Raw genomic sequence first — 12,232 nt, 5'->3', positions numbered from 1 at the left:
GACGCGGCAGTCCCGGAGGTGTCCCCATGCCCGAGTACGGCTACTTCCTGGCGTGCGAGGAGTTCCGTCCCGCCGAACTCGTCGAGCAGGCGAGGATGGCGGAACAGGCCGGATTCCAGTCGCTGTGGATCTCGGACCACTACCACCCGTGGAACGACGCACAGGGCGAGAGCCCGTTCGTGTGGTCGGTGATCGGCGCGATCTCGGAGGCGGTGTCGCTGCCGATCGAGACGGCCGTGACCTGCCCGACCGTGCGGATACACCCCTCGGTGGTGGCGCAGGCGGCGGCGACCTCCGCGGTCATGACGAACGGCCGTTTCCGGCTCGGCGTCGGCAGCGGTGAGGCCCTCAACGAGCACGTCCTCGGCCATATCTGGCCGCCCGCGAGCGTACGCCTGGAGATGCTGGAGGAGGCGATCCTGATCATGCGCCGGCTGTTCACCGGCGAGGAGGTCAGCCATTACGGCGCCCACTACCGGGTGGAGAACGCCCGCCTCTACACGGTCCCCGACGAGCCGGTCCAGATCGACATCTCCGGCTTCGGCCCGGCGGCGACATCGCTCGCGGCCCGGGTCGGCGACGGCTTCATCACGATGATGCCGGACGAGGAGCTGGTGACCCAGTTCCGCAAGGGCGGCGGGCACGCCAAGCCGGTCATGGGCGGCACGAAGGTCTGCTACGGCACCGACCGCGACGAGGCCGTACGCACGGTGCGCCGACTGTGGTCCAACCAGCTGCTGCCCGGCGAGATGGCCCAGATCCTGCCCTCGCCGCGCCACTTCGAGCAGCTGGAACCGCTGGTCACCGAGCAGATGGTGAGCGAGAACACGGTGTGCGGGGACGACATCGACGAGCACCTGTCCGAGCTGAACGCCTTCGCCGACGCGGGCTTCGACCGGGTCTACGTCAGCCAGATCGGCCCCGACCAGCGCGGTTTCTTCGACTTCTACCGTACGAAGGTGCTGCCGCAGCTGCAGCGGTGACGAGGGGCGGGCCCACGCGATGAAACTCCACCTTCCCGTCGTCTCCGTCTACGCGGTGCCCACCGACGCCCCCGAGGCGGACGGCACGTTGGCCTGGAACTCCACGACCGTGGTGATCGCCGAGGTGACTGCGGGCGACGCGACCGGCACCGGCTGGACGTACGGCCCGGCGGCGGTCGGCGACTTCCTGCGCGACCACCTCGCGCCCTTGGTCGAGGGAAGCAGCGCCCTGGACATCCCGGCCGTGCACGAGGCGATGTCCCGCGCGATCCGCAACGCGGGCCGCCCGGGCGTCGCCGCCTGTGCGATCTCGGCGCTGGACATCGCCCTGTGGGACCTCAAGGCCCGCCTCCTCGAACTGCCCCTGGCCCGGCTGCTGGGCAGCTGCCGCGAACGCGTCCCGGTCTACGGCAGCGGAGGGTTCACGACGTACCACGACAAGCATCTGGCCGCGCAGTTGAACGGCTGGGTGCACGGCCAGCACATCCCGCGCGTGAAGATCAAGATCGGCGAGGACTGGGGCCGTGCGGTCCTGCGCGACATCTCCCGGGTCGAAGGGGCACGCCAAGTGATCGGCCCCGAGGCCGAGTTGTACGTCGACGCCAATGGCGCCTACACCCGCAAGCAGGCGGTCCGTGTCGGCCGGTCCCTCGCCGAGCACGGCGTCGGCTGGTTCGAGGAGCCGGTGTCCTCGGACGACCTGACCGGCCTGCGCCTGGTACGTGACGCCCTGCCGTGCGACATCACGGCCGGCGAATACGGCTACGACCTCCCGTACTTCGCCCGCATGATCGCCGCGGGCGCGGTCGACTGCCTCCAGATCGACGCGACCCGCTGCGGCGGCCTGACCGACTTCCTGCGCGCCGCCGCCCTGGCCCAGGCTCACGGCCTGCAGGTCTCGGCCCACTGCGCCCCGCACGCCCACGCCGCCGCTGCCGCCGCGATCCCCAACCTCCGGCACATCGAGTGGTTCCACGACCACGTCCGCGTGGAGGACATGTTCTTCGACGGCGCCCTGGACCCGACGGGCGGCACGGTGACCCCGACGCACGGCATCGGCCACGGGCTGACGCTGAGGGCGGAGGAGGTACAGGAGTACCGGGTCGCCTAGCGGCGAGCCAGGCGGGTCAGCCGTCGTGCCGCCAGAACACCGGCGCCGAGCGTGAGTGCCTGCCCCACCCTGCCACGATTGCGGGAGAGCCACTCCTGTGAGCTGCCCCGATGGGACTCCTCGTCGAAACGACCGTGCGCCCCGAAGTCCCGCCCCCGCGCGCCGTCCGCCGGCGTCCACAGGTTCCCCGGCCCCGTCTGCTCGCCCTCGTCCTGCTGTGCCTCGAAGCCGGTCCTCGCCAGATACCGGTCGAGCAAGCCGGGAACGACCGCGTTGGCCATCAGGGTCGCCACCGTGGAGCCCCCCACCCAGTACTCCCGCCGTCGCCCGTGCCCCGCCGCATGCACGATCGCCCGCGCGGCGACCTCGGGCTGGTACACCGGCGCCACCGGCCGGGCCCGCCCTGGGAGGCGGTTCAACACCCAGTCGAACTGGGGGGTGTTGAGCGCCGGCAGCTGCACCATCGTCGTACGCACCCGGCTGCCCTCGCGGAGCAGCTCGCACCGCAGTGACTCGTTGAAGCCCTGGATGGCGTGCTTGGCGCCGCAGTACGCCGACTGCAGCGGAATCCCCCGGTAGGCGAGCGCGGACCCGACCTGCACGATCGTGCCCCGGTCGCGCGGCAGCATGTGGTGCAGGGCGGCCCGGGTGCCGAACACATAGCCCAGGTACGTCACTTCGGTCACCCGCCGGAACTCGTCCGGGGTGACCTCGGTGAACGGCGCGTAGATCCCGGCGAAGGCGTTGTTGACCCAGACGTCGATGCGCCCGAACGCGTCGACGACCTTCTGCGCCGCGTCGTCGACGGCCTTCGCGTCGGCCATGTCCACGCTCACGACGAGGGCCTCACCGCCGGCCCGCTGCACCTCGTCCGCCGCCCCGGCGAGGCCCTCGCGGCCCCGGGCCAGCAGGGCGACCCGGTCGCCCCGCGTGGCGAAGGCGAGGGCCGCGGCCCGGCCGACGCCGCCACTGGCCCCCGTGACCACGACGACCCTGCCGCGCCCCGGCCGGGCGCCCTCCCACGGCCTGCGCACACGCATCATGCCCGGTGGTGCGGCTGCTCGGGGTCGATGTCGTCCGGATGCGGCGTCCGCGCATCGGGCATGTCCGGTGTCACCGCGCCGGGTACTGCCGTCCCGGGCGGACCGGCCGGCATCGGCGGGTACGGCAGGCCGAGCCCGCCGGGCGGGGCGGCCGGTGCCGTGCCGCCGACGGTGCGTCCATGGGCGGCGGCCAACTCGGCCTCGTGCTCCGGCGTCGGCCGGGACGCCGACGGGCGCGCCACGCCCCGCAGCACATACGCCACCACGCCGAGGATGACCGCGGTGATCAGCGCGGCGGCCCAGTCCGGCAGCCCGGTGGCGAGGCCCAGCCCCAGGGCGAGCGCGAGGGACGCGCCCGCGTACAGGGCGACGGCGCCGGAGCCGGCGTACAGCATGGCCCGGCGGCGCTGCCTGCGCGTCTGCTCGCGCAGTTCGTCACGCACGGTCTCGCGCGCCACCTGCGCCAGCTCGTCGACGAGTTGCTTGTCCAGGTGCTCAAGATGATCCAAGCGGTTCATGGCCGCCGAGTACCCGTACGCGCGTACGCATAACGCGCTCCGTGACGCCCCGTACCGGGGCGTGAACCCGCCGCCGGAGTGAGGGGATCGCGTGAGGGGATCGCGTGAAACGATCTCCCTGACCGAGCGGCCCCAACTAGGCTCGTCCGCATGGACATCCTGGGAACCACGCTGCGCGTCTGCGTCGACGACCTGGAGAGGGCAGTCCCCTTCTACGAGCGCCTCGCGGGCGGCACAGCCCTCCGCTTCGAACGCGGCGGCGTGCAGGTGGCGGCGATCGGCTGCTTCCTGCTGATGAGCGGTCCGGAGGCCGAGCTGGAGGTGCTGCGCAAGGTCGCGGCGACGATCGCCGTCAAGGACGTCGAGGAGGCCCACCAGGTGCTCGGCGAGCTGGGCGCGCACATCATCGCGGGTCCGGTCGCGACGCCGGTGGGCCGCAATCTGATCGCCATGCATCCGGACGGGGCGATCTACGAGTACGTGGACCGGCAGGGCTGATCCACCCACGGCGGATCACGGACCGTCCGGCGGAGCCGTCCGCATCTCGGTGGTGACGGCCCACCGCTGATGGTCCCGCCAGGCCCCGTCGATGAAGAGCATGCTCGGCGAGAAGCCCTCCAGGCGGAAGCCGCAGGCGCGGGCGAGGGCGATCGAGGCGGTGTTGGCGGGCTGGACGTTGATCTCCAGCCGGTGCAGCCGCATCGGCCCGAAGGCGTGGCGCACCACCAGGTCCAGGCCTTCGCGCATCAGGCCCCGCCCGGCCGCGTGGGCGAAGGCGCCGTAGCCGAGGGCGCCGCTCTGGAAGGCGCCCGCGACGATGTTGTTGATGTTGATGAACCCGGCGATGCCCCCGCCGTCGTCCTTCTCGCAGACCAGGAACCCCGCCTTGGTCGGATCCTCGATCAGCCGCCCGGCGTAGGCGGCGTACGCCGCGGTGCTGTCCGGCGGGAAGAGCCACGGCTGGTGCAGTTCCTTGCTCTCCCGGGCACGCGCGGTGAACTCGCCACCGTCCTCGTAGGTGAAGTGGCGTAGGCCCACACGGGGGCCTTCGGCGAGATAACGGGACGCGGAGTGCGGCATTTCGCCAGCCTACGACCCGCTAGCGGCGCCGCCTCATGAAGAACGCCCCGAACAGCGCTCCGACGACGCCCGTGGCGAGCAGCGCCAGCCACAGCGGCATCGTCACCAAGGGGATCAGCAGCCGGATCTCGGTCTTGCGGGTGTTCTCGAAGATGAAGATCAGGGCGAGGGCGACGAGCACCAGGACGGCGACCCTGGCAGGGGTCAGCGCCTCGCGCAGGCCGGCCCACTGCCCGCCGGCCTTCCCACCGATCTTCGACGTCTTCGCGGCCATATGACAAGGATGCTCCCCAAGACGCGCTCCCGCACGGTGAGTGGCCCGCGGGGGCCCTCAGTCGATCACCGGCAGCTGGAGCACCCCCGTGTCCCCGGGTGCGCTGACCACCGTCACCGGCTTGATCCCGCGGTTCCCGAAGTACGCGTCGTCACTCGCGGCGATCACGAACCGCAACCGGTGCCCCTTCTCGTACCGGTGCACGATCCCCGGCAGGGTCACGGTGAAGCTCTTCGTGACGTCGGGCACCCGCACCGGCGCGACCAGCCGGTGCACCAGCGTCCTGCTGCCGTCGGGGGCGACGTCGTACAGCTTGGCGAACAGGACGAGCTTGTCGGCGGCGTCCCCCGAGTGCTGGGTCCGCTCGGCTTTCGGGGAGACGACCTTCAGCGTGGCCCGGGGCGCGCCCACGACGTCGGTGGTACGCGCGAGCGGCTCGCTGGTCCAGCCGAGGTAGGTGCCCTGGGTGTCGTACGGCGCCGGGTCCGGCAGCCCGAGGATCCCGTACAGCGAGCTCTCCGAATGGCTCGTGGAGACGAGCCAGTTGGAGTAGGTGCGGCTGCCGCGCGCCACCTTGCTGCGGTTGTCGACGAGTTTGCCGTCGCCGGAGAGGTAGAGCGTCCGGGTCGGGGCGGGGACGCGGTCGGCGGTGGCGTAGGTGCCGTCGGGGTCGGTGATCCAGTCGCGGTAGTAGGCGAAGGCGGGTCCCGTGTCGACGTTCTTCTTCCCCAGGTAGCGGTCGAACCAGGCGAGGATGCGGCGGCCGACGTAACTGGTCTCCAAGTTGCCCTGGCCGAGGTTGAGTTCACCGGCGGCCGGGGCGGTGATGCCGCCGCTGTGGCCCCAGGACTGCCAGATCATCTTGGCCGGTGTCCCCTGGGCTTTGAGGGTTTTGTACGTCGCCGTCGCCTCGTTGAGGTTGAAGAGGCTGTCGGCCTGGCCCTGGACGAGGAGGGTGGGTGCCTTGACGCGGTTCAGGTACGACACCGGCGAGACGCTGCGTGCGTAGGCGAGCAGGTCGGCGGTCTGCTTCGCCGGGTAGCGGCCGGAGTTGAGGGTGCGCACGGTGTCGCAGGCCTTGGTGACGAAGTGCAGGCAGGCGAGGGAGTTGATGCGGGAGGGGTCGAGGCTCGGTTCCAGCAGGGGCTGGCCCTCGCCGATGAGGTAGAAGCCGTTGGCCCACTGCCATTTGAACGCGCCGGGCACGCCGGCGCTGCCTATGGCGTTGTTCGGGTCGAGGGAGTACGCCAGGTCGTTCCAGGTGATCATCGGCACCAGCGCGTCGAGGCGCTGGTCGACCGCGGCCGTGGCCAGCTGGATGGCTCCGCCGTAGGAGCCGCCGACCATGCCGACGCGTGGGTCGCCGGGGGCGTCGAGGGTGACGAAGTCGGCCTTCGTGCCGTCGTCGGCGGCGCGTCTGCCGCCCAGGAAGTCGACCAGGCGCGAGGCGGCGACGCCGTCGATGGTGGGGGCGTCGAGCGAGATCAGGCAGCCGGACTTGCCGAAGCCGAGCCCTGAGTAGACGAGGGAGACGTAGCCGCGCTGGGCGAAGGCCTTGCCGATGGCGTCGGTCGAGCCGTCGGACTTGCTTCCGCCGAAGCCGTTGGTGGCGAGGACGGCGGGCGCGGGGTGGGCGCGGTCCACGCCCGCGGGCCGGTACAGGTCGGCGTCGACCGTGCAGGTACGGCCGCCTGCCTGGACGGTGAACTTCAGGGCGGTGACGGTGAACTGGCCGGTCGCGGCGGCGGCCGGAGCGGTGAGGGCGAGGGGTGCGGTGAGCGTGGCGCCGAGGACGAGAGCGAGTGGGGCCAGGGCCTGCCGCCGAATTCCCCTCGTCCGCCCGAAGGGCGGGCTCGGCGGCGTCCGGTGCGTGCAGCTGCAAGGCGGAGGAGGGAGTCGACGCGGAGCGTCGGCGACTGACGACAACGCCGCAGATGCGCGTGCCGGGCGTCGCCGAGCAGAGGGGAATTCGGCGGCAGGCCCTGGGGATCTGGGCACACGACGGGACACGGAGACCTCCACACTGAGGCACGCTGGGACAGCCCTGCTTACCGACCAGTAAGTACTGGCCGGTTGCCATGGTGTGACACGTGTCAGACGGGGGTCAATCGCCGTGACGGAGGTTTCTTGACGGAAATTCAGTGAAGGCGGGTCAGACGAGGGCCGGCTCGTCGAGGGTCAAGGTCCCCGCATCGGCGTCGAGTTCGGCGCCCACCCCGAAGGGAATCGTCAGCGCGCCTTCACAGTGCCCGAAGCCGAACTCCTCCACGACGGGCACACCGAGGCCGCCGAGCCGGTCGACGAGGACCGGACGCACCGCGTCGTACGGACCGCACCGCGCCCAGGACCCGAGCGCGATCCCGGCGGCCCCGTCGAGCCATCCCGTGCGCAGGAGTTGGGTGAGCATCCGGTCGATACGGTACGGCTGCTCACCGACGTCCTCGATCAGAACCAGCCCGCCCCGCACACCGCTTCGGGCGTGCGGCGTGCCGAGATCGGAGGTGAGCATGCTCAGGCAGCCGCCGAGGGTGATGCCACGGGCCCGTCCGGGAACCATGGCCGTACCGCCGGAGGGGATCACGCGGACCGTCTCCGGAGCGAAGAGCGTGGCCTTCAGGTGCTCCTGCGCCCGGGCGTTCTTGACGAAGTCGACCCCGGCCGCCGCCGGCCCGTGCAGTGTGACCAGGCCCAGCCGGGTGGCGAAGGCCTGGTGCAGCACCGTGATGTCGCTGAACCCGACGAACACCTTCGGCCCGGCCGCACGCATCGCCTCCCAGTCGAGGAGGTCGACCATGCGCTGTGCCCCGTAACCACCCCGGGCGCACAGCACCGCGTCCACGGACGGATCGCACCAGGCCGTCTGCAGATCGGCGGCCCGGTCGGCATCCGTGCCCGCCAGGTGGTCGAACTCGCCGTGCCGGTCGAGCACATGAGGTGCCGCGACCGGGTCGAGGTCCCAGCCGCGCAGCACGTCGAGCCCGGCCTGCAGCCGCTCCTCGAGCACGGGCCCGCTGGGGGCGACGACGGCCACGCGGGCGCCGGGGGCGAGTCGGGACGGCCGTACCAGTGGCCGTACGGACTGGTTCACTTGGTCAGCTCCAGAGTGGGGATCCCGGGCGGGTTCAGTCCGAAGACCTGGGCATACAGGGAGAGTTCGGACTCCAGGACGCGGATCATCGTCTCCGCCCGCCGGAATCCGTGGCCCTCCCCCTCGAAGGCGATGTAGGCGCGCGGCACCCGGCGTCCCGCCATGCGGGCCAGGAACCGCTCGCACTGGGTGGGCGGGCAGATGACGTCGTCCAGGCCCTGGAGCAGCAGGAAGGGCACGGTGAGACGGTCGGCGTGCGCGGCGGGTGAGCGTTCCGCGTAGCGTCCCGGGACTTCGGCGAGCGGTCCGACCAGGGTCTCCAGGTACTGCGACTCCAGGTCGTGGGTCTCTCCGTCGCCCCAGCCGGCCAGGTCGAGGACGGGGTAGAGGATCGTGCCGCACGCGTAGACGTCGGTGGTGGTGAGCGAGGCGGCCGCGGTCCAGCCGCCCGCGCTGCCACCGCGGATGGCGAGCCGGTCGCGGTCGGCGGTGCCCTCGTCGGCGAGGGCCAGCGCGACCGCGGCGCAGTCCTCGACGTCGACCACGCCCCACTGCTCGCGCAGCCGGTTGCGGTACGCCCTGCCGTAACCCGTGGAGCCGCCGTAGTTGACCTCGGCGACCCCGATGCCGCGCGAGGTGAAGTAGGCGATGGCCAGGTCGAGCACGAGGGGCGCCCGGCCGGTCGGGCCGCCGTGCGCCCAGACGACGTACGGCGGCGGTCTGTCGCCGGGGGCCACGCAGCCGGGGTTGTGGGGCGGGTAGATGTGCGCGTGGATGTCGTGTCCGGCGGGGCCGGTGAAGGTGCGGATCTGCGGCTCGGGGTAGTAGGCGGGGTCGACGGCGTCGTCGTGCTCGGCGCCGATGACCCGGGCCCGTCCGGTACAGGTGTCGAGTTCGACCACCTCGTGCGCGCTGCGGGGACTGGCGCCGACGGCGACAATGCGCTCGCCGTACACCGCGAGCGTGGGCTCGAACTCGGTCCAGGGGCCGGCCGCGTCGACGATCTCGCCGGTCTCCGGATCCAGCACTCCGAGGGCGGTCGACCCGCGTCCGTGCACGACGGCGATGAGCCCGTCCGCCAACGGGGCGAACCAGCGCAGGCCGGGTTTCCACAGCGGCCCGCCGAACTCCTCCTCGCGCGGGCACAGGGGTTCGCCGTCCCGGTAGAGGTTCCACCAGCCGCTGCGGTCGCTCGCGTACAGCAGCCGGCCGTCGCCCGACCAGTCGACCTGGGCGATCGATTCCTGCGGTCCCCCGGCGACGGTCCGCGGGACGCCGAGCGTGCCGTCGGCGCCGACATCCGCGACCAGCAGCTCCGTACCGTCCCACGGCATCCGCGGATGGTCCCAGGCGAGCCATGCCGCCCGCTGCCCGTCGGGCGAGATCCGCGGCCCGGTGACGAACCGGTGCCGGTCGTCGGTGAGTTCGCGTACGCCGTCCCGGTCCTCGGCCGCCGAGCCGTCCAGTGGAACGGCCGCCAGGACGCGCCGCACATCGGTGGGGCCGTCTCCCGTGAACTCCTCCAGCACGCACCACACTTCACCGCGCTCGGGCCGCAACTGCGGCTCCACCCAGCGCAGTCCACCGCCCACCGGAGACACGGGGGTGAGCGGACGCGGCTCGCCGTCCTCCTCATAGCGGTAGAGCCGCTGGTCGGCGAAGTCGACGAAGACGACGAGGGGTCGCCCGTCGGCCACCACGCCCGCCCAGGGCTGTCCGCCGTACTCGACGACCCGGCTGCGCACGTTCCACGGCGCGGGCAGCACCGACTCCTCCCGGCCGTCCACCCGCCGCCGCACGAGGGTGCGCCGCCCGCCCTCCGTGGGCCGCGGCTCGGTCCACCAGACCTCGTCGCCGACGAAGCCCACGTACTCGGGGTGCCCGTCGTGTGTGGCGGCGAGGGCCGCGTCGATGGGCGAGGGCCAGGAACCGTACGCCAGCGTCCGCACTGTCTGCCTCAACTCCCCTGGGCCGTACGCAGAAAGCGGTCGAGTACCCGGACGCCGAAGTGCAGCGCCTCGATCGGCACGCGCTCGTCGACGCCGTGGAACATGGCCCCGTAGTCGTAGCCCTCCGGCAGCTTCAGCGGAGAGAAGCCGTAGCCGGTGATGCCGAGCCGTGAGAACTGCTTGGCGTCCGTGCCGCCGGGCATGCAGTACGGCACGACGTGCCCTTCGGGCGCGAACTCCTCGACGGCGGCGCGCATGCGGGCGTATGTCGGAGAGTCCACCGGCGACTGGAGGGCCACCTCGCGGTGGTGGAACTCCCATTCCACGTCGGGGCCGGTGAGTTCGTCGAGGGTGACGCGGAACTCGTCCTCGACGCCGGGGAGATACCGGCCGTCGACGTAGGCCACGGCCTCCCCCGGGATGACGTTGACCTTGTAACCCGCCTCCAGCATGGTCGGGTTGGCGCTGTTGCGGACGGTCGCCTCGACGAGCCTGGCCGCCGGGCCGAGCTTGTCCAGCAGGCCGTCCACGTCGTCCAGGTCGGCCTGCAGACCGTACAGCGCGGCGAGTTCGGTGAGGGCGGCGCGGACCGTCGGGGTCAGCCGCAGCGGCCACTCGTGGGCGCCGATCCGGGTGACGGCGGCGGCGAGGCGGGTCACCGCGTTCTCCCGGTTGGGCCGGGAGCCGTGCGCGGCTCGCCCGCGTGCCGTGAGCTTGACCCAGCCGGTGCCCCGCTCCCCCGCCGCGATGGGGTAGATCTGCCGCCCGCTTCCGTCGTGGACGGTGAACGCGCCGGCCTCGCTGATGCCCTCGGTGCAGCCCTCGAACAGCCCCGCATGCCGGTCGGCGAGGAATCCGGAGCCGTCCTCGGCGCTCGCCTCCTCGTCGGCGGTGAACGCGATCACGACGTCCCGCCGGGGTCGTACGCCTTCCCGGGCCCAGGCCCGGACGACGGCGAGGATCATCGCGTCCATGTTCTTCATGTCGACCGCTCCCCGGCCCCAGACCACGCCGTCGCGGATCTCCCCGGAGAAGGGGTGCACGCTCCACTCGGCGGCCTGCGCGGGCACCACGTCCAGATGACCGTGGACGAGCAGCGCGTCCGCCGACGGGTCGCTGCCCTCGACACGGGCGACGACGTTCGTACGGCCCTTGGTGCGCTCCAGCAGCGTGGGCTCCAGGCCCGCCTCGGCGAGCCGCGCGGCGACGTACTCGGCGGCCGGGCGCTCCTGGCAGTCGCCGCCGCCCCGGTTGGTCGTGTCGATGCGGATGAGGTCGGAGGTGAACGTCACGACCTCGTCCAGCGCCTGCTGATCAGCCATACTGCTCCTCCACCGCGGCCGAGGCGATCGTGGTCACTGCCTTGAAGGTACGGATTCCCTCGTACATGCGCTCGCTGGTGTACGCCACCTTTCGCTCGCCGATACGTTCGACACCCGGGACGACGGTTGCGGCCATCGCGAGATGCTCGGCGTCGAACTCGACGGCGACGGTGAACGGGCCGTCGCTCACCGGCTCCTGACGGGCCGCCAGTGCGGCCGCCTCCTTGGCTGCGGCCCGGATGTCGGCGGCGGTCCTGGCCGGCGTACGGCACACGGCCGCGTACCGCGAGACATGGTCCTTGACGGCGACCTTCAGCGCCTGAGGCGCGTATCCGAGCGCGTCCTCGCAGGCCACGTCGTCGCCGGTGACCAGCACGACGGGCACGCCGTACTCGGCGACGACGTGCGCGTTCAGCAGCCCCTCGCTCGCCCGTACGTCGTTCAGCCACACCCCGGTGATGGAGTTCGCGAGGTAGGTGTGCGCGAGGACGCCCTCCATGCCGGCGCCCGCGTGGTAGCCGACGAAGGCGATGCCGTCGACGTCGCCGTGCTGCACGCCCTCGACCATGGAGAGCGTCTTGTGCCGGCCGGTGAGCATCTCGGCCCGCTCGTCGAGCCGTTCGAGCAGCAGATTGCGCATGGTCCAGTGGGCCTCGTTGATGACGACCTCGTCGGCACCGCCGTCGAAGAATCCCCGCACTGCGGCATTGACGTCGGAGGTGAACATCCCCCGGCACCGCTCCCACTGAGGCGTCCCCGGCAGCACATCGGCCGGCCAGGTCACACCGGTGGCGCCCTCCATGTCGGCACTGATGAGGATCTTCATGTTCCGTCACGTTACGCGCCGCCGGGCGAACCCGCCAT

12 protein-coding genes are annotated in these 12,232 nt (G+C 71.8%); 3 read left to right on the top strand and 9 right to left on the bottom strand.

Features of this window, described 5'->3' with window-relative positions; translation table 11 throughout:
* Positions 1-26: 26 nt before the first annotated feature.
* On the top strand, positions 27-983 hold the full coding sequence (locus EHO50_RS29445; RefSeq protein WP_128434239.1) for an LLM class F420-dependent oxidoreductase: 957 nt from the start codon (positions 27-29) through the stop codon (positions 981-983).
* Between the two features lie 19 nt (positions 984-1,002).
* Positions 1,003-2,094, top strand: coding sequence for an enolase C-terminal domain-like protein (locus tag EHO50_RS29440; RefSeq protein ID WP_128434238.1), 1,092 nt, complete (start codon positions 1,003-1,005; stop codon positions 2,092-2,094).
* On the opposite strand, the gene EHO50_RS29435 is transcribed toward EHO50_RS29440, so the two are convergent.
* Both EHO50_RS29435 and EHO50_RS29430 read right to left on the bottom strand, forming a co-directional pair.
* Positions 2,091-3,134, bottom strand: a complete 1,044-nt coding sequence (locus tag EHO50_RS29435; RefSeq protein WP_128434424.1) for an SDR family oxidoreductase — start codon at positions 3,132-3,134, stop codon at positions 2,091-2,093. The two genes, EHO50_RS29440 and EHO50_RS29435, sit on opposite strands and share 4 nt — an antisense overlap.
* Positions 3,134-3,655: a phage holin family protein gene (locus tag EHO50_RS29430; protein WP_128434237.1), complete on the bottom strand. Its 522-nt coding sequence runs from the start codon at positions 3,653-3,655 to the stop codon at positions 3,134-3,136. The genes EHO50_RS29435 and EHO50_RS29430 overlap by 1 nt, the downstream gene beginning before the upstream one ends.
* A gap of 150 nt (positions 3,656-3,805) precedes the next feature.
* Between EHO50_RS29430 and EHO50_RS29425 the strand changes: the two genes are divergently transcribed.
* Positions 3,806-4,153, top strand: a complete 348-nt coding sequence (locus EHO50_RS29425; protein ID WP_128434236.1) for a VOC family protein — start codon at positions 3,806-3,808, stop codon at positions 4,151-4,153.
* Positions 4,154-4,168: 15 nt separating this feature from the next.
* Here the strand turns inward: EHO50_RS29425 and EHO50_RS29420 are convergent, their stop codons facing one another.
* The 7 genes from EHO50_RS29420 to EHO50_RS29385 all read right to left on the bottom strand — a co-directional run bounded on the left by EHO50_RS29420 (position 4,169) and on the right by EHO50_RS29385 (position 12,194).
* On the bottom strand, positions 4,169-4,735 hold the full coding sequence (locus EHO50_RS29420; protein ID WP_128434235.1) for a GNAT family N-acetyltransferase: 567 nt from the start codon (positions 4,733-4,735) through the stop codon (positions 4,169-4,171).
* Between the two features lie 19 nt (positions 4,736-4,754).
* Positions 4,755-5,009: a LapA family protein gene (locus EHO50_RS29415; protein ID WP_128434234.1), complete on the bottom strand. Its 255-nt coding sequence runs from the start codon at positions 5,007-5,009 to the stop codon at positions 4,755-4,757.
* A 57-nt stretch (positions 5,010-5,066) separates the two neighbouring features.
* Positions 5,067-6,836 (bottom strand): CocE/NonD family hydrolase, encoded by a 1,770-nt coding sequence (locus EHO50_RS29410; protein WP_181449720.1) that lies wholly within the window; start codon positions 6,834-6,836, stop codon positions 5,067-5,069.
* A gap of 325 nt (positions 6,837-7,161) precedes the next feature.
* A complete protein-coding gene (locus tag EHO50_RS29400) occupies positions 7,162-8,097 on the bottom strand; it encodes a S66 peptidase family protein (protein WP_128434232.1) in 936 nt (311 codons plus the stop codon).
* The gene (locus tag EHO50_RS29395; RefSeq protein ID WP_128434231.1) at positions 8,094-10,058 is read right to left on the bottom strand and encodes a S9 family peptidase; all 1,965 of its coding nucleotides are present in this window, start codon (positions 10,056-10,058) and stop codon (positions 8,094-8,096) included. The genes EHO50_RS29400 and EHO50_RS29395 overlap by 4 nt, the downstream gene beginning before the upstream one ends.
* The gene (locus EHO50_RS29390; protein WP_128434230.1) at positions 10,055-11,368 is read right to left on the bottom strand and encodes a M20/M25/M40 family metallo-hydrolase; all 1,314 of its coding nucleotides are present in this window, start codon (positions 11,366-11,368) and stop codon (positions 10,055-10,057) included. The genes EHO50_RS29395 and EHO50_RS29390 overlap by 4 nt, the downstream gene beginning before the upstream one ends.
* On the bottom strand, positions 11,361-12,194 hold the full coding sequence (locus EHO50_RS29385; protein ID WP_128434229.1) for a M55 family metallopeptidase: 834 nt from the start codon (positions 12,192-12,194) through the stop codon (positions 11,361-11,363). Before EHO50_RS29385 ends, EHO50_RS29390 begins: the two co-directional genes overlap by 8 nt.
* Positions 12,195-12,232 lie beyond the last annotated feature (38 nt).

The sequence above is a fragment of the Streptomyces cyaneus genome (assembly GCF_004028635.1).
In the GTDB taxonomy this organism is placed as follows: Bacteria; Actinomycetota; Actinomycetes; order Streptomycetales; family Streptomycetaceae; genus Streptomyces; species Streptomyces cyaneus.
This window is presented reverse-complemented; position numbering and strand designations above follow the sequence as displayed.